This window comes from Candidatus Poribacteria bacterium (genome assembly GCA_028820845.1).
GTDB lineage: Bacteria > Poribacteria > WGA-4E > WGA-4E > WGA-3G > WGA-3G.
The window spans coordinates 39,361-60,548 of the sequence record JAPPII010000047.1; the positions used below are offsets into that span (position 1 = coordinate 39,361).

The window sequence follows — 21,188 nt, forward strand, 5'->3', positions numbered from 1 at the left end:
GTCTCCTTAAATTCTTGTGTCAAACTGATGTTAATTAGTAGAATTGTATCACAGACTAACTATAACCTGCAATTAAATCGTTATAAACACGATAACTTGTGGTGGTCTATCGCTCAATCCAGTCTACATCTATTAAGAGATCCGAAAGTTGCGCACTATTAATAACCGTTTGTAATCGTTGTTCTAAGTGACCGGTTTCAACTTCAGCGATTAATGTTTTCATGACATCCCACGCTTTTCTTTCCAATTCAGCGTCAATCGCATCACTTTGAACCGCCTCTTCAAACTCATCTTCGTCTTGGATTTCGTAGGTGCCGTCTGGATTTACCCAGAGGTCCAAAAAGAGGTCGGTTATTTCAAAACAATTGAGTTTGCCCGTTGCATCTACAGTTCGCTTGACCGGCTTCATAATATCGCAGTAATAACCCATCCATTCGCCATTCAGATTGTAAACTTTCCCGACATCGTACCATAGTCCCGTAAATACGAACCAGACTACAGGAAAGTTGTCCCCTAAAACAGTCTTACCATTTTGCACGATGGGTGCGGAGGGTCTGACACATTGAGATGTGAGAATAACCTCATCGTCCATGTAGAGCAATTGCTGTTGAAAGTGATTAACTCTGTCTGGGGGTCTTTTATAGGTAAGTGTTACGGTTTCCAAAATCCATTTTCCTTAATACTGCGAATTAGGAGACTATTGCCTCACGGAATGCCTTGATATGCCTTGGGGTTGTCCCGCAACATCCACCGACTAAGTAAGCACCGGTTTCGAGGAGTTTGGGGACATAACTTGCCATCTGTTCGGGAGTCTGCGTATAGACGGTCTGATGGTTCTCATCAAGTTTGGGCATACCAGCGTTCGGATATGCCATCATCCGCTTGCCCTGAATTCCTCTGTTGGTCAGGGCTGCGTGGAGCTGCTGAGTACCCGTAATTGCATAAGGCATTCCGGTGTGTTCGTCTCGTCTGGATTCAGCACCGCAGTTCACACCCATAATGCTAACGGCATCTAATAACGAGTCGCCATTTGAAAATTCACCTTCCGTGAGGATATTCAGCAAATCTGCCGGAGAATTCCCCCAATCTGTCCGGTAAACGACCTTGCCACTCCGCCGTTCCTTTGTCCACTTGTATGTCAAGTTTACCGCGATAGGGAGCTCCGTCTGACGTGCGACATCTACAGCGATTGCTGCCTCTTTCGCGGAAAACATTGTTTCAAGACAAAGGAAATCTACGCCTTCTTCTGCGAGGGTATGAATCACCAATTTGTGCGCCTCTCTGGCATCTACGTTTGGAATCCCGAAAGTTGTATCGCCGCTGTCTGCTTCGATTGCGCCGGGAGAGGGACCGACGGAACCTGCAATATAGACATCTCTACCATTCCGCTCAATAGCAGCCTTTGCGTGTTGAACAGCGAGGCGTATGAGGCGTTGGGCATCCGATGGACTTTGTCCCGCCATTTGTAGATGCAGCGGCGACGCTACAAACGTATTGGTTCCTATTGCCTCAGCACCTGCGCTGATATAATCTGAATGGATGTCAATAACGGCAGTGGGATGCAGTTCGTTGGCGAGTGCGCTATTGGTAAGTTCTATATTGCGTGTAAACAATTGCGAACCGAACCCACCATCATACAAAATCGGTTCATCAGCCTTTAAGCGTTCCTGAAAGTTTTTAATTTTACCTTCCTCCATTACAACGTTCCTGGCATCGGGTTAAATTGACAGCCCTCCACGAATACATCAAAGAAATCGGGAGTTGTCTCCAGTTCAATGTGTTCGATATTCTTGACGAGTGCCTCAATATCTGCGCGTTTTTTCTCGGAAAGGAGGACAGCCGTCGCACCGGCGACTGCGGCGTTACCGACTTTGACGACATTTGTCTCTGGGACAGGGGCAAGGAAACCGATCTCGACAGCGTCTTGTAGGTTAACATAATTGGCAAAACCACCGGCTAAAAAAAGCCTTGTGATGTCTTCAGGGACACAGCCGAAGTGCCGTAAAACGATGTACTGCCCGCAATAGTTCGCAGCCTTTGCTTGTGCGAGATTGCTCGCATCGTCGCGCGAGAAGGTGATACCGTGTTCTGGCAAAATTGACATGATGCGTTGCTTTCTATCCGAAAAAACGCCTTTTGGACTCATCATATCATTGCGACGGAGTTCGGCGAGGAGCGAAATCAGTCCTGAACCGCACAACCCTTGGGGTGCCTCATTATCAATTGTCTCATAACTGAATTGATCACCGTTCCATTTCAGAGATTCAATGGCACCCGGATAAGCGGGCATTCCGTATTCAATGCCGCCGCCTTCAAATGCGGGACCGGCAGGACATGACGCAGCAACCATCCGTTTCGCATTGCCAACAATCACCTCTGTGTTTGTGCCGACATCAACTAACATGACAATCTCATCTGTTGACGGTATATCGATTGAGACTAAATCGGCGGCGACATCTGCCCCGACATGGCTCGCAATCAAGGGTAGACTGACAACCATCGCCTTCGGATTCGCTCGGATACCTAAGCGGCGTGTTTTTTCAACAAGGGCGGTTGTTGAACGGATTCCGTCCCGATACTCGTGTTCAATCGTTGACTTATACGGTTTTTGACCGATGCTCTGGACATCCCGCTTGAAGAAGATATCGCGCATCGTCGTATTGCCAGCGACAACGACCTCATAAATTTCTTGCCGGACGAAATTATGGCGATCGCACATATCCATGATTTCGCTGTTCAGTGCAGCGATAAGGGAACGACGGAGTTCTCCATGAAATTCGCCATCATAACTGATACGGTTCATGATGTCGCTGCCCCCAAAACGCTGTGGATTTTCAAAGGAACTCACAGAGACCGTTTTCCCCGTCTCCAAATCCACCAGATTTGCCACCACTGTGGTCGTTCCGATGTCTATAGCTAAGCCATAAACGTGTCCCCGGTAGCGGTCAATCGGTTCATCATTGTAATAGACAACACCCTCGCGATGGCGCACGCGTGGATTAAGCTCTGGCGTTTCGTTGTTATTTGTGATGGCGTACGTTAGAATTCTGGGTGTGCGGCGGAGTGGTGTAAATTCAATGTCCGTATCAACATCAATAACGACGGCTTGGCAGGCAAGGCGGTAGTTGTCTCGTAGGAAGGCCTCCGCTTCGTTGGGTGGCTGGAGAGCGTCCATCCCGCGTTTGATTTCAACAATACATTCATGGCACTGTCCGGTTCGGAAACAGGAGGTAGGCACTTGTACGGCTAAATCGTCTGCGTAGTCAAAAACGGTTTTTCCGGGAGTGAGTTGATAGACTTTTCCGTCAGATGTAATCGTGCCAGTGCCGTGTGATTCTGCTGCTTCGTCTGAATCGTCAATCTCCCACGCGTCTCGATAGTCTAACTTATCATCCCCGACACAGAGCAATCCCGTCCCTTCATCAATTTTTCGCTGGTTTCGACAACCGAATTTCGCCGTGCAGTGGTCAAGCCGATTCTTGTAGGGACATCGGTAGGTGGCTTGGACATCGGCGTGTGTGACCAATCCTTCAAAAATCTGTGTAATTTTATTGAGGCGTTTTTCGTATTCGGCTTTGTCTATTTTTTTCATGTCCCTCTACCATACCTCATCTTCTTCCAGAAGAAACTTTTTAGCCAAGGCAACACAAGCAAGGGCATCTTTGCCGTATCCATCAGCACCCATGTCATCGGCAAATGTCTGCGTAACAGGGGCACCGCCTACCATAATCTTTACGTCTTCCCGTAGGTCTTCGTCAATAAAGGCATCAATTGTTTTCCCCATGTTTGGCATTGTCGTCGTCAGAAGTGCGGACATCCCCAAAATAGGTGCTTCATATTCCTCAACAGCCTCCATAAATTCATCTTCGGAGGTATCAACCCCCAAATCGTGGACGACGAAACCTGCCCCGCGCAACATCATGATGCAAAGATTTTTGCCGATATCGTGGAGATCTCCCTTGACGGTTCCCATAATTACGGTACCGATGGGATCAATGCCTGACTCAGAGAGAATGGGTTCAATATATGCCATTCCGGCTTTCATTGCGCGTGCACAGGCTAAGACTTCAGGGACAAAGATGAAGTTTTCGCGGAACTTGATACCAACGATGCCCATCCCAGCGATGAGTCCATCATCCATAATCTCCAGTGCCTCTGTGCCATCCTCAAGTGCTGCCTCCGTCAATTCATCAACAGTGTGATGGTCGCCATCAATAAGCGCAGCGGCGATGTCTTGCATTGCCGGGGTCGCTTGCGCGAACATCTCGATAGTCAGTTCTATCTCATCAGGCTGCTCAAGATATTCTTCGATTTCTTCTCGGATAAATTCATTTGCGATGTCATTAATAGATGTCACGAGTTTTGAACGCCTCCTCAAAGAACATAAGATAGCATAGGCACAGAAAAATGGCAAACGATTTTTGTGAAAGATAATAGCGTCGTTGCATCAGGCGATTGTCAAACAACTCTGCGAATTTGGGAGGCGCGCTTTGGAAGCGCGCCTATTGGAAAAGGCTTCTGGTGCGTTGCATCAGACAGCCTAATTCTTCTCCCGGTATTCCTTCAAAAGAGCATTAATCTTGTCAAGAAAATCTTGTGAGTAGATTTCACCGACGAGTGCGTTATGGGTGTCTATGGCAATGACATCCCATGCTTCGCGGGATTCATCCTCGAATTCGACGACCTCAATGCCAGCTTTCTTTTGGAGTGCCTCAAGTGCCCTGTCATTATCTTTCCGAATATCCTGAATTAAGCTGTCCTGATACGCGTCCGCGGTTTCACGCACTACCTTCTGCTGTTCTGGTGAGAGTCGATCAAAGCTCTCCTTGGTCATGACTGTGGCACCGACCCCAACATTAACAGGGAGATCACTCATGTATTTGAATTTATCATACCACTGCAATGCTACAGTGACATACGGAGATGCAACTATCGTGTTAAGCTGTCCTGCATAGAGGGAAGGGAGGACCTGTGTAACCTCTCTGAGTACAGTTGCGATTTCGGCACTTTCGTAAAATGTACGTGCGATTTTGTCGCTTGAGCGCGCCCACATCTTGACGGTTGATGACTGGAGATCGGCAATAGTGCGGATGGGCTGATTACTGAAGATATAATAATAGCCAATGTCCCCCATACCGAGCAGGACATATCCAGCATCCATAAAGGCTTTTTCAAGATCTGCCCGGAGGTAATCGCGTACATAGTCAAGTTCATCATAGGTTTTGAACATCCGAGGCAGTTGGAAAATCAGCACTTCTTCCTGAATTTCACCGAGCCCAGTGGCTGTCATAGCCCCTGCGTGGATCAACCCTGCACGCATCTTTCGGACGACATCGAGTTCGTCTCCTTGTACACCGTTTGGATAGATACGGAGTCGGAGTTCACCGTCCGTTTTTGCGCGAATTTCTTTTCCCATCGCCTCAAAATTGTTCATCCATGTAGAGCCTTTCGGTGCGAGGGTTGCGAACTTAATAGATTCAGCAGCGAGACCTGCCATGGGTAGACAAAGCATCCCGAAAATTAGTAGAAACACGCCCATCAAGTGAGCGGCGCGTGCTTTATAGTCGGTTTTCTTTTTCTGCATTATTCAATCCCTCCTTCTTCCATTTCTTCTAAATCAAAAAGCATATCCACCTGATCAAGCCAACGTTTCGCTCGTGATTTTGCCAAGGCAGTCGCCGCCTCCTCGCCAGGATAAACGTCCGAGGGTGCATCAAGGACTTCCTGTAAAGACCGTTTGTAGAGTTCAGCGTCCTGTTTAGGATAGGCATAGTAACGCGCGAGGTAGAATTTGCTCATTAGGAACTTACCGTCATTAATCTCGTCTACACGGTCAATGTGTTCCTTCGCCTTCTCCGGATCACCACCGATCGTTGGTGCTCGGTCCCCGTAATAGACGGCATAGAACAGATGGGCGCTACCGAAGTAGAAAGTTTCATCCAATTCAAGGATACGCGCCATCATGAGTTCGACACGCGTAAGGTCAATTACCTGCATCGGATCATCCTTCTGAAGGCTAATCCCGCGCGCCACAGCGTAAGCCGCCCAAAACAGGGGTTCAACCTGTTTTTTCTCGAGTTTCTGAAGTGCTTTTTTAAAGGTCTCCATATCAACACTTCTCGGTTCTCTGAACGCTTCATCGGATTTTGCAAGCACGTCGAATGCATAAGCCTCAGCCTGTTTATAGCGGTCAATTGCCTGTGTACGCATCTCTGCTGCAGTCTCGTAGTCTCCAGCAATCTCAGCCTCCTCCATCCTATCCTCCAGAAACCCGGCGTAAGAGGAACACGCGCGGGCGGTACTAACGAGGATACCTGCGCTGCCAATTTTAGCCAATCGCTCAAGGGTCCCGAGATTGCTTTCGAGGGTAGATTCCACAACGGTTAGATTACCCTCACTCTGAATCCGCGATAACTTGGCGAGACCACATCCACCAAGGAATATCGGGAGGAGTAGAATGGATATACGAAAACAAAACTTATTGTATATCATGGGTGTTAAATTTGCCTCCTAATATGGTTGTCAGTTATCAGTTGTCAGTTAAAGGTTTGTAGCAATGAGATGATATTTAAATTCCACAAACTGCTCTTGCCCGAAAACCGAAAACTGGATCAATGGTAAAGGAAGAGCGGGATGGTTGTCTCTTGGATCAAGTGCTGTGTAACGCTGCCGACAAAAAATTCGCGAACACTTTTCCTACCGTAAGAGCCCATTACCAACATGTCAATGTCATTTTCGGCGATGTAGGATTTGACAACGGCATCAGGATGTCCGCTCTGCGTGACAAGATTCGGTTTAATACCGTAACTCTCAAAGAACCCGCCGAGATTTTCCAGCAGTGCTTGTCCGGCTTCAGGATCATTATTAACAGTGAGCAGTGTTATGTCGCAGGCGTTCCATATACCGAGGAGGAGGAACATGTGTACTGCCTTAGAAGCAGGCGCACTGTTATCATAGGCGACAAGAACTTTCTCAATTTTCCGGACTGAATCGGGAACAGCAAAAACAGGAGCAAGACCGTTTTTCAGTACCCGTTCAAGCGTTCCATACGTCTCGTTGGCTGTGTATTCAAAGAAAGTCCGCTTCCCCATTACAATAAAATCGTGGAATTTGGATTCTTCAATAATTTCGGAGAAAGGTGTGCCGGTATCTGCGTGCAAGACCGCATTGATCTGTCGCTCCTCACAAATACGAGCGAAATCGTCAAGAATCCCCTTTGCCTTTTCCGCTGCCTCCTTTAACTGTTGGTCTTCAAGTTGGACGTCATAATGCGTGCCACCGAGCGGCACTGGACCACTTGAAGATTGAATACCGGGCAGGTCAATAATAGCGACTCCTGTAATCGCTGCGTCGTGAGCAAGTGCGAGTTGACAAGCATACTCTATTGCTGCTTGAGCATAAGGAGAACCGTCTAAACCGAGTAGAATTTTAGAAAAACCTGAATGCTCCATCGTAGGAATTCCTCCCTTTCAGTTTCACTCGCGCGCCTGTAGAGCAAAACTCGAAAAAATATATTGAATAGCGCGCTGATGGTAATTTCGTTGTGATACTTAAAAAAATAGCAAGCTCTGGGTAATCTACAAACTACACCGTGAAAGGTAGCAGCGCGATTTTCCCGTCGATCCGTCCCGCTGGGGTCTCAATTTGAACGCGACTTCCGGCATCAGTGACCACCATCCGAACGTAAGCCATCGCGATCGGTTTTCCGAGCGTTGGGGCAAAGGTGGCACTCGTAATCCAACCGACCTCCTTATCCCCATTGAAAACCGGTATACCTTGGTGGAGTTCAAAGGATTCCGCTGATGCCGAGATGCCCTCAACTTCAATACCACGCAATAGGCGATTGGGATGCCCGCGATATTTCATCCGAGCGACAATTTCTTGCCCAATATAGCACCCCTTCTCAAAGTCAATCGCGTGTTCTAACTCCGCCTCAAGCGGGATGACAGCATCGGTCAGTTCGGTTCCATACCTTGGAATGCCTGCCTCAATCCGAAGCGACTCAAGGGCGTTCCAACCAATCGGTTGAACGTTAAACCGTTCACCTTCACGCATTAGTCTTTCCCAAAGCGGCACCAATGCCTCAGCTGCAGTGTAAAGTGTATAACCCATCTCGCCTGTTGTATCTGTTCTCACACATACAACATTATAGTTGAACAGGGCATCCGCTTCATGAAAACGATTGTAGCGTTCAGGTAAGTCGGCGAGCCCATTCATACCCAGTACAAGCTGGACGAGGTCTGATGACTGAGGACCGTGGACAGCAATTGCCCCGGTTTCAGCAGTTAAATCAGAAATCTCGACATCGTCAGCGATAATGTATTTGTCCAATTCGTTGAAGAGGGTTTCTGTCGTCTCAGCGGCGGTGTCAATGCCTATCATATCTTTGAAGACATAGACATTAAAATCAGCAATAATCTTGCCTCGATGCGTCAAGATCATGGCGTACGTGCCTTGTCCTTCTGATAGGCTTTCAACATCATTGGAGATGAGACGGTGCAGAAATTTTGCCCGATCTTCTCCGACTAATCGGTGTCTGCCGCGATAGGATACATCAGCAATGCCGACATTGTTCCTCACAGTGTGATGCTCGGAAATTGGGTCGGTAAATTGGATAGCTACATTCCAGTCGTGGTGCCTTTTCGCAAAGGTCGCTCCCAACTGTTCATGGATGTGATAAAGTGATGTTGTTTTCATATTTTTATAGTTTAAAAGATGCGGTCCAAACGCAAAATGATTTGTGGATTCCGTAGCGAGAACGATGCACTAAGGGGTTCTGCAACCTCAAGCGCAATACTCAAAGGTCCGAGACCTCCTGACGAATCCATAAAAACGGAACAACCGACACCGATTGCGGTGTTGAATTGCGTCGTGAATTCGCCAAAGTCTGGAAATGCGACATCGTCGTACCACCACGCCCTACCCGAATCTAAGAAGCAGCTCAGCGTCCATCCAAGAACAGCATCAGATTCGGGGAACGTTACCTCTTTCATAAATCGATACTCAAGGTTAAGCAGTAACCGATTATCTCCAGCAAATCTATTGAAACCGTAGCCTCGGAGGTTAGCACCACCACCGAGGTGCAGGAGTCGTTGTGTGGGCAAGGGCGCGTCTGAAAAATCACCGCCAACTCGGACATGGAGATGATGCGGACCGAACAATCGTGTATAGCGTATCAACTCAAATTGATAGAGATTGAAGGGATAGTCTCCTCTTGCGATTTCGATGCCGACCTGTCCACGCCACCCCCGTTGGGTGCGTTCATTGGCAGAAAAGTAGGTATGGAAATGCCGCCTTGTGGTGGATTTGTGGTCTCGCGTATCAAAGGCATAAATCAAGGCGACCCCTTCCAACACACCGCTATCAATTCGGGCATTGCCTCGCTTGACCTGGTTTCGATTTAAGTAACTCCAATCCGTTGATTTGGAGAGATTATCGTGTGCTTCCGTTGTCAATTCGAGTCGCAAGTAGTGCCATTCCGAAGCTGCGTAGGTTATCCATCCCTGAACACCCTGACGGCGGTAATAATCCTGAAGGTCGAAACCGTAGTAGGCAGCACTCAGATTGACGTTACCGGAACTTAGCGCGGCATTAGAACTGATGCCTGTGAGTTTATACACACTTGCGCCGACTTTGAGAGATTGCCGACTAAAAAAACTCTTCTCAAGTCCGGCGTGATAGTCCCATGTTTTGCTGGAAAATCCACGACTTAGGGCACCGAAAAGTTGCTCTTTACCTACGCGCTGGGTTGTGAGCCGGGTTGCGAGTGTTCCGCCTGCGCCGAGTACTAACCCATGGACACGGTTGAATTGAAGAATCGGGAAGCCGGAAGTGCTCGCGCGCGGTTGCTCCTCAATTTCAACAATCATGATGTTTTTTCCGCCCTCGCGCTGGACTCGCCAATTCTGGATCGATTTGAAGTCCTCATTATTTGCGTTGAGCTGCCGTCGCATCTGGTTTATTTTTGACTGCCCGAGGGAACGATGATAGACATCAGGAGTCGGTGAATTCGGTTTTTCGTCGGCATCTGCGGTTTCTATATTCAGTGCCTTCAAGAGTTCTTCGCGAGAAATTTGGTGATTTCCGGTAAAACGTACTTCGTGTAATGTGCCCTCATTAATGGTAAAGGTAAGCACATCGTCAAGGTATTGACGGGTAACCGTAGCGGACTCATGGTCAAATGCAAGTACATCGTCAATGTGCCGATAAGTAACCGTAGCGAATTCGTATCCGCGGTTTAAATAAAAATCCGCAATCAATTGTTGTTTGCGTTTAACAACATCAAGGGCGAGATAGCCACTTTCTAATTGAAACCACCGCTTGATGAAAGCCGTAGGAAAAGTTCTGTTTCCATCAATCTGAATCTGGCGAGCAAATACGACAGGTGCTTCTGTAATTTTAATAAGCAGTCCAATAGTTGCCGAGCGTTCGGACGCTGCATCGTCGGCAATCAACTGTTTCGTCTCCAAACGTACATCCTGGAACATGTCTCGGTTCCGCATTTCAGCCAGCAACCATGACAGTTGGGTGCTTGTGATAACATCTCCAGCCCGAACAGGTATTTGTTGCTGAACAACCTCTGTCGGAATTAAAGTATTGCCCTCAATTTCAATCGTTGCAACTCGGAATTGCTCTTCGGTTGCAAAGGTTTCAGAAGGGAAAGGTGACCGTCTTTCAAAACGGAGAACTCCCATCGCTGGGGCAATGTATTCGGAAAGGGGTGCGGTGTATTCATGTGGCAAATGGGGCCACCATGGATGCTCGTCATAGTAAGTTGGTAACCAATAACTGTACTCCCGCTGTGTAGTAGATACGAAGTTTTCGGTATCCTTTGTAATCAGCTGCGCCTTACGGTGAATGTTAAAAAGTGATATATCTTTGAGTTCGGACGAATTTTGTAAATTTATCTGCGCCGGTTTTTCCAGCGTTTCACGCGGGATCGCAATTTCAAGGCTCCAAGAAGTGGCGTTAATTTGTGTTGCAACCTCCGCATCTGAACTCCAAGCGCGGTCTCCTTCAAAGGTCGTCTTCAGTGCTTGTTGATCCAAGGCAAGTTGGACATCTGATGGCGCGAATTGGAAGCTCGCCTCTCCGGGCTTACTGACCTGTTGGTCAAAGAGCGCGCCAATTGGATTGATAACAAGGTGATGGTAAACATCGGTGCGTGGATTGGCATCAATTAGGATTTCAATGCACTCATCTTCCCAAATCGGGGAATCGCGCTGCGTCTGTGAGACACGAGGTAGTTGCGAATTGGGGATATGTGCAATCACACCGATATATAAATTTTGATCATCCCACATCAAGAAAGTCTCAGTCAAATCGTTAGATGCCTCAGTGCCTTCAGCATTCTGAAACACCGAGAGGGCACTGGCAGCTTGCCAGACAAGTTCAGACAAATTTCCATCAACAACCGGAGGCTTCTCTGTTCGCGGCACAGGATGTGCGGCATCCAGCAACGACGCGGGTTCTGTATCTGCTTGGGCGTTCCCTTGGTCTCCAGTAGGCATACTTTGTAGCAGCGAGATTCCTTGAGTCGCTTTTAAACGAAATAGCGGTCCACCATCATTAATAATAGCGAGTGGGGTATCACTTTCAATTTGTGCCGGTAGATTAATGACGACTTGCTGCTTTTCGCTTTCAAGCAGGGCATCAATAGCGTAATCTTCAGGAAGTTGCAAAAGTATGTTTCCACCTTGCGCAGTTATATCCATCGGTGCTGCAACAGGGTCAAGGATAGTCAACTCAACCGCTCCATTCTTCGTCTCCAATTTGTTCTGACCGCGTGTCAACAAAATCTTGCCTTTGATGTTTCCACTTGTTAGGTTCACATTATAGTTCCCTAAGGTTTCATTTAAGTGGACATTACCTGTCTCCGTTTTAATCTCTATCTCCCCACGAATGCCCTGAAGTTGGATCTCTCCTGCCTTCGATTGAAGTTTAACGGAGACATCTGAAGGCGTTTTAATTGTACATCTCAACCGGAGGTGCCCACCGAATGTTACTGGTAGATTCTCAATACTGGAAAATGGAATTGGGGCTGCTTGGGTGTCATCGTCTCCGGGGAGTTGGACTTTCAACTGAAGCGTGCCGTTGTCTTTGGTTCCTGTTACAGAGATATTATCAAGGTAGCTGCGGATAGCGAGGTCGTGTCCGGTATGTGTGGCTTGTGTCTGTTTTTCAAGGGCAACGGTAATTGTATCCCCTTCTGTAGCGACGCATTCGATGTCTCCGGGTATATTTAAATTCAGATTTATTTGGTAAACGTCTTGGAAACTAAAGGTATGTGATGATGTTGTCCGCAATGCCGACTTCTGTGCTTCAGCAATTGATTCGGCCGCAATAGGGTTAGGTGTCCGACTCTCAACATCATGATCCACTGCGTATGTAGGATAGACAAGTAGATTTAACACGAGCATGCGTGTGAGAAATAGAAAAAGATTGGGTAGAATGGGGCGAGATAGGAGTGACATTCCGTGACAATTCCTCTACAACTTTAGCATACATCGCAGTGTAATATCGGCATGAAAACCGTCCCTACAGATTTCCTTGACATATTTTAAATAATACTTTATACTTATTAGAAAAGTCAAGCAGTTTTTTCCGTATCCTTCATAGCAATTGCCACGTTTTACTTAGTGTGAAGAAATACTATTATTTTATTCCCTAATGAAGCAGGCATTCCAAAAACGCTGCGTACAGGAGAAAGAAGATGAGTGAATCTGTCAAAGGGGCAACAGAATACTGTTTCTCTTTTGGACCATGGAACATACACGAGGGAACAGACCCTTTTGGACCGCCTGTTCGGGAATTGTTCAGTTTTGATAAGAAAGTTGAATTTTACCGAGATCTCGGTTTTGTTGGTATCCAATTTCATGATGATGACATTGTCCCTGATATTGACGAAAAAACATACGCCGAATTGATAGAGCAGACGAAAAAGGTTAAGGCGCGACTGGATGGTGAAGGACTCACAGCAGAGGTAGTGGCACCACGGCTGTGGGAATCTCCGCAAACTATAGATGGTGCTTATACATCGAATTCCGCTAAAGAACGACACTACGCGCTGGAACGCTCAAAACGGTGTGTGGACATTGCCAACGAGATTGGATGCAAAAACCTTGTGCTATGGCTTGCGCGCGAAGGCACTTATATTCGAGAGACGAAATCGTCGGCAGCTGCAGTCGGACAGATCCTTGATGCCATTAACGTTCTACTCGAATACGATCCAGAAATCCGAATTTTAATTGAACCGAAACCGAACGAACCGATGGACATCGCCTATATACCAACGATTGGACATGCTATCGGTTTAGCGTATGCGAGCAAGGCACCAGAACGTGTTGGCGGGTTAATTGAAAGTGCGCACGCGATTCTTGCGGGATTAGAACCCTCCGATGAAATGGGGTATGCCCTTTACCATAAGAAACTCTGGAGTGTCCATCTCAATGATCAGAACGGTCTAAAGTTCGACCAAGACAAGGCATTCGGTTCGGTCAACTTACGGCGTGCATTTAATCAGGTCCGGGTGCTCGAAGAGAACGGATACGGCAGAAATGGTGAATTCATAGGGCTGGATGTGAAAGTTATGCGAACACAACCGCGCGAAATCTCTACAAAACATCTATTGAGTAGCCGCCGAACCTTTTTAAATCTACTCGAAAAGGTCCGAACTTATGATAAAAAAGTCGAGCAGGAGTTTATCGCAGCTCGAGACTACGAAGGCTTGGATTTCTATATCCTTGAACACCTCCTTGGTACCTGAGACTATCGGAAATGCGCGTAAATTGTTCATGTAAGACACGTTATAACTCAATGAAGAATAAAGGCGGCAGAGGACAAAAACAGAAATGATAACGGATAAGAGCCCTCTACCTGAGGCGACTGGACCGTGTTATCAAGCAGTGTTGCTTGTCGGTCCCCCCGGTGTTGGTAAGGGAACACAAGGGAAGATGCTGGCACAAATTCCTGGTATTTTCCACATCTCCAGCGGCGACATGTTCCGCGAACTTGATCGCAATTCAAAATTCGGGCGAATTTTCCAAGAATACGCAGGCATCGGTAAGTTAGTGCCAGATGATATGACAATCAAAATCTGGCAAGACTACATGGCGGCGAAAATACGTGACGAGGTATACAACCCGAAAAGCGATCTGCTCATTCTTGATGGCATCCCCCGTAACATCACACAAGCAAATTTGATGGCACCTTTTGTGCAGGTTTTTAAAGTCATCTACATGGTTTGTGAAGATCGGGAAGTGATGTTTAAACGGATTCGCGGACGCTCGTTGAAAGAGCACCGCATTGACGACGCCGAAGAACTGGTAGTTCGCTATCGATGGGATGTTTATAAACGAGAAACGGAACCGCTGATCGACTACTACCCGCAAGAACGCGTTCGGATTGTGGATGCGAATACTATTGCTTCTGATGTGCTTCACCAAATCCTATCGGCAGTCGTTCCAGTTCAGAAGAAGTACTTTGAACCACCTGTGATGTAAATGGTTGTCAGTAACTTAAAATTCCCTATTCAATCGCGACGTTGATAGAGGCGGAGCTCAGGATGTACCAGTGCTCGCATTGGAAACGGAGCATCTCTATCAGATATTTGAACGCCTAAAAAGCGCGGTGTCCGCTTAAAGGTCTTGGACAATACATACGGACTTCCTACCCCTAAAATCCGCTCGTAAAATGCCAGCGTCTCCTCCACGGCAACTCCATCAAGAGGATACCAATCCTGTTCTTGATAATCTTTGGGTTGCTTCTGGTATTTTTGGAATACTTCAAGGTTTGGCACGAGGATAAGGCCCCACTCTGCCTCCCCATCCATCACCTCTAAATCTACTTCGGGAAGCAGCCAATCGAACAAGACCTCTGGTGCGCGGGCGATAATCTCTTCTGGCGGAACGTGCTTCGTTATCCATTCAGATGCTGAAATACGTGTCGGTTGTGTTGTCAGGACAAAAGCAAAAGCAGCCGTATACATCGATGCATAAAGTACCACAATCCCTCCTACAACGACTGTAACCCATTTTCCAAATACACCATACCCACCTGCTCCAGTAAGACTTTTAGAACCTCTCATTTTTCGCTGACATCCGAACTCGAAAAGTGCTTCGATAGTACCTGGCAAACGCACAAGCGCAGCCGCAGCAAACACAGTCAGAGTTGGATAGAGTATCAACAAATGACGGGCAAACTTGACTTTATGGACCCCGATAAAGAGTAGATAGGGAATAACGAAGGCAAGTAAAGCGAACGCCACTGTAGGGGCTCCGCCGATGTCCCGTCTCAGCGAAAGGATACCTCGCAGCACACCCAAACCGACAAGGAGCGCGAGCGGCAATCCCACGCCCCATTTCAAGAGGCTCCACAGGTAGGTAAACCGCTGTAGCCAACCAGCATCGCCCGTTGAAATGAGACCGAAATGTCCTTGATGATAGTGGATCGCCTCATACCAGAAATCAGAAAAGAAAAGATTCCACGTTGGTGAAACCAGATCCATTAACCAATAGGGACAGAGGAGTGTGAAGGTTAAAACAGAAACACCGATGACTGTTGCGAGCCTTTTATAGAATCCGGTGCTACCGACAAAACACAACAGAGAAAAACCGCAGAAGACAGTCGTGAACTTGACTGCAAACCCAAATCCAGCGACAACACCGAGCCATACCGCAGTCTGGGAGGTCAGCGCACCTGAAGAAGAACGCGAACGTGTTACAAGATAGAGAAACAGCGTCACACAAAAGGTCGCTGGCATGTCAACGAGTGCGAGACGCGACTCATTGGTGGCGTGTAACATTGCAACAGCGAGCAATCCGGCTGCGATTTGTCCAATCCGTCTGCCGTAACACCGCCGCCCGATGCAATAGGTAAGCCAGAGTGTTGCCGTTGATAGTAAGACATTCACACACCGTGCCAACAAAATCACACGGGGTTCCGTTAGGTGTATACCGACAAACGATAACAGTTTCCCTATCAGCGCGATGAGGTAAAACCACGCTGTTCCGGGCCAATTGTAGGTTTGTGGGACGGCTGTGAGGTGAACGAGGTTCAGCACATCTTGCGCAATGATGACCTCACGCGGATCTGGCGCGTCGGGCAAGCCGACGTTTATACCGATGAGACGGAGCGCGAAACCGATTGCGAGAATCGTTGAGATAATAAGACTATTCGCAAAGTTGGGATGGTTTGCTAAATTGGGGGAATTTCTCGCTGCAACAAGCGATTTCATCTTTTATAATCTGTTAAGATGCTATTGTCTTTCTATAATTTGTAGTTTTTTTTGAATATCGGCTTTGAGCTCTTCATCCTGTCCTATCAGTGTTAATGATTTCTCAAGATCCTTCTTACTTCCATTGGTGTCTCCTAACTTGTATTTGGCAACGCCCCTATTCGCATGGGCTCTCGCTAAATTAGGGTCCAAGTCAATGGCAATGTTAAAGTCTGAAATAGCGTCTTCCGGGTGTCCCAGTTTGCCTTTTACGACTCCTTTCGTGCCTCCTCTACCGTTATAGGCTTCCGCTAAATCGGGTTTCAAGCGAATAGCCTCGTCAAAATCGGACAAAGCTTCAAAATTTTGTCCTATATTTGCATTCGCAATACCTCTATTGCCATAAGCATCTACATGATCGGGCTCAAGACTAATAGTTTTGCTAAAGTCGGCAATAGCTTCAGAATGCTGTTCCAGCTGCCCGTAAGCTCTTCCTTTTTGGTAGTACGCTTCCGCAAAATCAGGTTTTAAGCGAATTGCCTCGGTAAAGGCTGAAATGGCATCAAAATAATTTCCTTGATTGTACAACGTAATACCCTTATCAAGGTAATTTTCTGGAGATTCAACATTGTTATTTAGAGTATTGGTGTTTTCCATTAGACTGTTTTTCCTGTAGAGTGATACTCAGACCTCAGGTAGTCTATTGGCTCGTCCCGACTCGGAACTTCTTCCAGCTATGGAGCGTCTAACTTCACCAGAAGTTCTTTTAGCAGTTCATGTAATGTAGGATCTCCCGTGTCCACACTCTCTTTTTCGTTGCTAACTGTGGGATTTTCCGTGTCTACGCTCTCTTTTTCTTTATTAGCACGCCTGTAGATAAGGATGGTCACTAAAGGACTTCCCAAAATTCCAGCCAGAATTATGTATAGTAGGTTAAGCATAATTCCTGTTCTTTCTTCAAGTTTCGTGACCGATGCTTTCAATTCTCCAACAGTTGTTTTCAATTCTCTCACAGTTGTGTTGAGTGCTTTCACTGTTGTGTCAAGATTTCCCACTGTTGTGTTCAGTTTCGCCACATCTATCTTTTGGGTAACTGTTATAACATGTGAATCTGATTCTTCCTGTCCGAAAGCGGAAGCAACAACAAAAAGGACACAAAAAACTTGGAGTAATATAGTCCGCCCATTTGGCATTGTAAATCTCCTGAATTTTGAAATTTTAACGTATGAAAACAATGCAAACGTTATATTTTCAGTTAGAGGCTAAATTATTTTAACATATTATTCAAGAAAAAAACAGGGAAATGAGAAACCCAAAAATTCTATACACATTTCCCCCGAAATTATTTGCGCAATCCGTGTCATCCGCGATTTGCGGCGTACTCACCCAAATGCGACATGCCCTCAGACAACAAATAACGGAGGCACAGACTAACAGTCTATGCTACAGGATCCATGTTTACGTATACCAACTCGGAAACGGCAGCCCCTTTCTTTTCAAGAGCGCGAGCTCGGCTTTGAGGTTGCATTGCGATTTTTTTGTCCCTTGGATACTCGGCTCGCGCGACAACTTTATCCGCAATGTTTTCATGGCATTATGGATCGCAGAGTCAATGATACCGAGCAATTCAAGCACGCGCCGGTCGAGATCTGCCCGGACCGCATCATGCTTTTTCTGTTTTGCACGGTAACACTCGTTAAACGGGAGCAGCTTCTCACGCTTGAGGGCATTGAAGATTGCTTCCGCCTCTATAAGTTGTGCTTCTGTTAACGCGGTTACATCTAACGTGGGAAGCGTGCCGAGTGTTGTTAAGGCTATCATGCCTCGTCCTGGTTGTTGTTTACCGGCGTGCATCCAGTGGCAGAGCAACCCAAGCGTTGAATTGCTCCAGAGCATGAACGGGTATTCATATCGGGGATCCTCAATAGCGACATTGCTTAGCGATCTTACACCAATAGAAGGTCTCTCTATGAATACAGCAGCTGCCGAAGAAGCGTTAAACCTTAGATTGACATTGTAGTGGGTACGGCTATTGCGGGTAAGCAGCTGCTGCAGCTTCGCTTCGCGTCCGGGATGTAGTACACCGTGAGCATCAGGAAGTGCCTCCATTGTTCGCTGGATAGGAGAGTTGACCTGCCAGAGACAAGGATAATCATCTGTGTCACCACAACCCTCCATCATATCAAAAGTGCCTTGTTTGCCAGCACCGTATACATGTAGGTGAGACCTGCTAACGGTTGCCAGTTCACCCACACGACACATCGGGATATCTGCTACTTTTAATTCGGTAGCGAGGTTCAGCTTCCCGTTTATCTCCTTTTCAGTTGCCCCCAAGAGGTAATTGTTCTTCTTATGAGTGCTGGCGCAGCCTGTGTGATAGCCTCATGTGCTTTTGCTTTGACTATAAGAAGATCAATTTCGTTGGTTATCCCGTCGTTATTTATATCCGTATCATACAGAATTGAGTTTTGCATGGCTTGCCTAACAAGTTCAACATCTGCTAAGTCAATGCGATTATCATTATTCACGTCAGCGTCTATTACTTGGTTAGAGGCTTGTAAATTTTGTTGAATGGTTAATCTGCCGCTTTCATTCAAGAATGCAGCATCCGTGTAGCGAATACCGTATTTATCCAGTGTTTCTTTCACACCTTGTTGAATGGTATGTGGTGGATTCATAAGGTTTACGCGATTTGGTACTGTATTTGAAGAATGGCTAATCTTAAAAGCGTGTGCGATTTCATGTGCGGTAGTTGGCAAAATATACAAGGGATTATCAAGGGCAATAACACCTAAATAGTTACAATCATCAGGGTGTGAAGCTGCGCCGGGCCATTGCCAGCAAAAGAATTTCATGAAACCTGATGCTGTTTTATTGCGGAGATTTTTTTTTCCAGCTAAAAATACAACTACTATTTTGTTTTGTGTATCATAATCTAATTGAAAAGTCTCATCTTGGATAGCCTCCGCGCTATCATAATACTCGGCTTTTTGCTTACCCCTAACAATTTTTATATCCGAATCAAAATCAAAGGTTTTGGGACCAAAGCCGTATCTATCCATTTCTGACGCAAAGAATGCTTGTACTTCTATCATTATATCATGAACAAAATCTATATCCTCTCGGCTTGAATAAAAAATATCGGAGGGTTTCAGATAGATAACTTCAATCGGCGGTTGAGCATAAACAACAAACGAAAAACTGAATAAAAGCCAAGATAAAATTATGGTTGGTCTCATAAATTTCATGTGTAAGCTCCTTGATTTAACATATTTCACGAGAATAAACGGTGGCATTTCAGCCTAACAGGCTATGCTAAAAAGGACGCAACTTGCATTACATTAGAGGAATCTGAGGAAGCCCCAATTTCTCGAAGATTGCGTGCCACCGTTCGCCGTGATTTTCACCCGCAGCAACAGGCACAAATCCAAGGTTGAGATAATTTTTGATTGCGGGCAGGCGAAAATCGTCGGTGTCTAACATCACGGATGCCACGCCTCGTGCTTTAAAATAGTCCAAAACAAACACTGTTAACCACTTTCCGAGTCTATATCCTCTGTGTTCTGGCAGCACTGCAAGCATGTCAATATAGCCGATGGTTTTGCCACGGAGACCTTTCGTCCATGCACACGCTGTGCCGATAGGTATACCCTTATAGACAACAAAACAGAAGCCATCAGGATCAAAGTTGGGTTGGTCGATAACATTGGTATACGTATCTTGGGCGGTTCTACCTTGGTCAACGAAGGAAACATCCATAATTCGAGCCCAATGCGCTTCGTCCCCTTTCTGATAGGTTCGGATGTGATAGGCATCAGGACACCGGAGCTTCGGCAGATTCTCCAAATCCTGTAGACCCATTTTGAGTTGATCTTCCATTTCCTTCTAAGCTGAAACTTTCGTCCAGAGTTCGTCAGGGAGCATTTTTCGGACGTTTTCGATTTGCGCTGACATTGGCGGGAGCTCTAATTTTTCAAAGATGTCTTGCCACCGTCTGGATTGTCCCTCTTCAACATAAACGGGTATGAACCCTAAATTGAGATAGGTTTTAACAGCCGGAATACGAAAATCGTCGGTATCCAGCATAGCACTTATGAATCCATTATCCCGAAAATAGTGGAGTACAGCGAGTGAGACCCATTTTCCGAGTTTATGTCCGGTATGCTCAGCAACAACCCCTACCATGTGGACGTACCCGACCTCCTTTTCATCGACAGATTGTCGCCATGCGCAAGCGGTCCCAACGGGAAGGCCCCAATATGTTGCGAAGTAGAATCCATCGGGAAGAAACACATCTCTATCGGTAATCTGGTCCCGCGTATCTCGCTCAGTACGTTCCCTACCGCCAAATGAGTCGCTGATGATACGCGCCCAATGGGTCTCATCGCCTTCAATGTAAGTGCGCATACCATAGCCGGTTGGAAGTTCGAGTTTCGGTAAGTTCTTTAAATTGGGGCGTACCATCCTGAGCTGCCGTGGCATCTGTTGCTCCTTAAGTGCGTTCCTGCCTGTAGATTGCCATCTCTTTTTCCAACGCTTCAATCTGTTTTTGCTGTGCCTCGATTTTCTCGTCTTGTGCGCGAACTTCCTTTCGCTGCAATGCGACGATGATCTGAGGCACCCCGATAACGACTGCGATGAAAGCCACTAAAGCCAAGACTAACATAAAAAGGTTATTCAGCTGCTTGTCTAACGATCTGATTTCGCCGGTCAGACGTTTGTCCATTTCCGAGAGCGTGGTATTCACCTTTGCAATCTCTTGAGAGACATATTCTTTCGTGCGGGATTCGGATGCTTCAAGATATTCTTTCGTGCGGGATTCGGATCTCGCAACTGCTGTTTCAACCTCCTCTTTAACGATGAGGCGGATTTTGTCAATATCTGCTTGGGTAAGGGCACTGAATGCGGGACCGCTAAAGAGCGAAAACACTATCATTGAAGCTGTGATTAATTTCATTTTCCTATCCTTATTTTC

Annotated in this window: 19 protein-coding genes; 2 read left to right on the forward strand and 17 right to left on the reverse strand. The window is 46.6% G+C overall.

All coding sequences use genetic code 11. The features are described 5' to 3' along the window. Window positions 1-106: 106 nt before the first annotated feature. The 9 genes from OXN25_10690 to OXN25_10730 form a co-directional block, all read right to left on the reverse strand. Window positions 107-664: a DUF402 domain-containing protein gene (locus OXN25_10690; protein MDE0425327.1), complete on the reverse strand. Its 558-nt coding sequence runs from the start codon at window positions 662-664 to the stop codon at window positions 107-109. Between the two features lie 25 nt (window positions 665-689). Then, entirely contained in the window at window positions 690-1,697 is a 1,008-nt protein-coding gene (locus OXN25_10695) for a homocysteine S-methyltransferase family protein (GenBank protein MDE0425328.1), read from the reverse strand. Beyond that, complete coding sequence (locus OXN25_10700; GenBank protein ID MDE0425329.1) at window positions 1,697-3,592, reverse strand: ASKHA domain-containing protein; 1,896 nt, start codon at window positions 3,590-3,592, stop codon at window positions 1,697-1,699. The genes OXN25_10695 and OXN25_10700 overlap by 1 nt, the downstream gene beginning before the upstream one ends. A gap of 6 nt (window positions 3,593-3,598) precedes the next feature. Beyond that, complete coding sequence (locus tag OXN25_10705; protein ID MDE0425330.1) at window positions 3,599-4,357, reverse strand: corrinoid protein; 759 nt, start codon at window positions 4,355-4,357, stop codon at window positions 3,599-3,601. Window positions 4,358-4,540: 183 nt separating this feature from the next. Continuing rightward, window positions 4,541-5,584 carry a TRAP transporter substrate-binding protein DctP gene (dctP, locus tag OXN25_10710; protein ID MDE0425331.1) on the reverse strand — a complete coding sequence of 348 codons (1,044 nt, stop codon included), beginning with the start codon at window positions 5,582-5,584 and terminating at the stop codon, window positions 4,541-4,543. Next, window positions 5,584-6,492 (reverse strand): TRAP transporter TatT component family protein, encoded by a 909-nt coding sequence (locus OXN25_10715; GenBank protein MDE0425332.1) that lies wholly within the window; start codon window positions 6,490-6,492, stop codon window positions 5,584-5,586. The genes dctP and OXN25_10715 overlap by 1 nt, the downstream gene beginning before the upstream one ends. A 119-nt stretch (window positions 6,493-6,611) precedes the next feature. Next, window positions 6,612-7,451 (reverse strand): universal stress protein, encoded by an 840-nt coding sequence (locus OXN25_10720; GenBank protein MDE0425333.1) that lies wholly within the window; start codon window positions 7,449-7,451, stop codon window positions 6,612-6,614. A gap of 133 nt (window positions 7,452-7,584) precedes the next feature. Next, a complete protein-coding gene (locus OXN25_10725; protein ID MDE0425334.1) occupies window positions 7,585-8,697 on the reverse strand; it encodes an aminomethyltransferase family protein in 1,113 nt (370 codons plus the stop codon). Between the two features lie 11 nt (window positions 8,698-8,708). Beyond that, window positions 8,709-12,473 carry a hypothetical protein gene (locus tag OXN25_10730; GenBank protein MDE0425335.1) on the reverse strand — a complete coding sequence of 1,255 codons (3,765 nt, stop codon included), beginning with the start codon at window positions 12,471-12,473 and terminating at the stop codon, window positions 8,709-8,711. A gap of 239 nt (window positions 12,474-12,712) precedes the next feature. Between OXN25_10730 and OXN25_10735 the strand changes: the two genes are divergently transcribed. Together OXN25_10735 and OXN25_10740 are read left to right on the forward strand one after the other, a co-directional pair. After that, entirely contained in the window at window positions 12,713-13,765 is a 1,053-nt protein-coding gene (locus OXN25_10735) for a TIM barrel protein (GenBank protein MDE0425336.1), read from the forward strand. 85 nt (window positions 13,766-13,850) lie between these two features. After that, entirely contained in the window at window positions 13,851-14,501 is a 651-nt protein-coding gene (locus OXN25_10740) for a nucleoside monophosphate kinase (GenBank protein MDE0425337.1), read from the forward strand. A 29-nt stretch (window positions 14,502-14,530) separates the two neighbouring features. Here the strand turns inward: OXN25_10740 and OXN25_10745 are convergent, their stop codons facing one another. From OXN25_10745 to OXN25_10780, 8 genes are all read right to left on the reverse strand, one after another. Continuing rightward, window positions 14,531-16,234, reverse strand: a complete 1,704-nt coding sequence (locus OXN25_10745; protein MDE0425338.1) for a glycosyltransferase family 39 protein — start codon at window positions 16,232-16,234, stop codon at window positions 14,531-14,533. 21 nt (window positions 16,235-16,255) lie between these two features. After that, window positions 16,256-16,870, reverse strand: coding sequence for a tetratricopeptide repeat protein (locus tag OXN25_10750; protein ID MDE0425339.1), 615 nt, complete (start codon window positions 16,868-16,870; stop codon window positions 16,256-16,258). 77 nt (window positions 16,871-16,947) lie between these two features. After that, entirely contained in the window at window positions 16,948-17,406 is a 459-nt protein-coding gene (locus tag OXN25_10755) for a hypothetical protein (GenBank protein ID MDE0425340.1), read from the reverse strand. Window positions 17,407-17,671: 265 nt separating this feature from the next. Next, complete coding sequence (locus tag OXN25_10760) at window positions 17,672-18,547, reverse strand: hypothetical protein (GenBank protein ID MDE0425341.1); 876 nt, start codon at window positions 18,545-18,547, stop codon at window positions 17,672-17,674. Next, window positions 18,523-19,461 (reverse strand): dockerin type I domain-containing protein, encoded by a 939-nt coding sequence (locus OXN25_10765; GenBank protein MDE0425342.1) that lies wholly within the window; start codon window positions 19,459-19,461, stop codon window positions 18,523-18,525. Before OXN25_10765 ends, OXN25_10760 begins: the two co-directional genes overlap by 25 nt. An 88-nt stretch (window positions 19,462-19,549) precedes the next feature. Beyond that, window positions 19,550-20,092 (reverse strand): GNAT family N-acetyltransferase, encoded by a 543-nt coding sequence (locus tag OXN25_10770; protein ID MDE0425343.1) that lies wholly within the window; start codon window positions 20,090-20,092, stop codon window positions 19,550-19,552. A gap of 6 nt (window positions 20,093-20,098) precedes the next feature. Continuing rightward, window positions 20,099-20,695, reverse strand: a complete 597-nt coding sequence (locus OXN25_10775) for a GNAT family N-acetyltransferase (GenBank protein ID MDE0425344.1) — start codon at window positions 20,693-20,695, stop codon at window positions 20,099-20,101. Between the two features lie 10 nt (window positions 20,696-20,705). Further along, the gene (locus OXN25_10780; GenBank protein ID MDE0425345.1) at window positions 20,706-21,170 is read right to left on the reverse strand and encodes a hypothetical protein; all 465 of its coding nucleotides are present in this window, start codon (window positions 21,168-21,170) and stop codon (window positions 20,706-20,708) included. Between the last annotated feature and the right edge of the window lie 18 nt (window positions 21,171-21,188).

Bases quoted from the DNA above. Each gene is read 5' to 3' on its own strand.
- OXN25_10725 (MDE0425334.1), bottom strand. From the start codon at position 8,697: ATGAAAACAACATCACTTTATCACATCCATGAACAGTTGGGAGCGACC.
- OXN25_10755 (MDE0425340.1), bottom strand. From the start codon at position 17,406: ATGCCAAATGGGCGGACTATATTACTCCAAGTTTTTTGTGTCCTTTTT.
- OXN25_10700 (MDE0425329.1), bottom strand. From the start codon at position 3,592: ATGAAAAAAATAGACAAAGCCGAATACGAAAAACGCCTCAATAAAATT.
- OXN25_10735 (MDE0425336.1), top strand. From the start codon at position 12,713: ATGAGTGAATCTGTCAAAGGGGCAACAGAATACTGTTTCTCTTTTGGA.
- OXN25_10750 (MDE0425339.1), bottom strand. From the start codon at position 16,870: ATGGAAAACACCAATACTCTAAATAACAATGTTGAATCTCCAGAAAAT.
- dctP (MDE0425331.1), bottom strand. From the start codon at position 5,584: ATGCAGAAAAAGAAAACCGACTATAAAGCACGCGCCGCTCACTTGATG.
- OXN25_10745 (MDE0425338.1), bottom strand. From the start codon at position 16,234: ATGAAATCGCTTGTTGCAGCGAGAAATTCCCCCAATTTAGCAAACCAT.
- OXN25_10775 (MDE0425344.1), bottom strand. From the start codon at position 20,695: ATGCCACGGCAGCTCAGGATGGTACGCCCCAATTTAAAGAACTTACCG.
- OXN25_10730 (MDE0425335.1), bottom strand. From the start codon at position 12,473: ATGTCACTCCTATCTCGCCCCATTCTACCCAATCTTTTTCTATTTCTC.
- OXN25_10780 (MDE0425345.1), bottom strand. From the start codon at position 21,170: ATGAAATTAATCACAGCTTCAATGATAGTGTTTTCGCTCTTTAGCGGT.
- OXN25_10720 (MDE0425333.1), bottom strand. From the start codon at position 7,451: ATGGAGCATTCAGGTTTTTCTAAAATTCTACTCGGTTTAGACGGTTCT.
- OXN25_10715 (MDE0425332.1), bottom strand. From the start codon at position 6,492: ATGATATACAATAAGTTTTGTTTTCGTATATCCATTCTACTCCTCCCG.
- OXN25_10765 (MDE0425342.1), bottom strand. From the start codon at position 19,461: ATGAAATTTATGAGACCAACCATAATTTTATCTTGGCTTTTATTCAGT.
- OXN25_10740 (MDE0425337.1), top strand. From the start codon at position 13,851: ATGATAACGGATAAGAGCCCTCTACCTGAGGCGACTGGACCGTGTTAT.
- OXN25_10770 (MDE0425343.1), bottom strand. From the start codon at position 20,092: ATGGAAGATCAACTCAAAATGGGTCTACAGGATTTGGAGAATCTGCCG.
- OXN25_10695 (MDE0425328.1), bottom strand. From the start codon at position 1,697: ATGGAGGAAGGTAAAATTAAAAACTTTCAGGAACGCTTAAAGGCTGAT.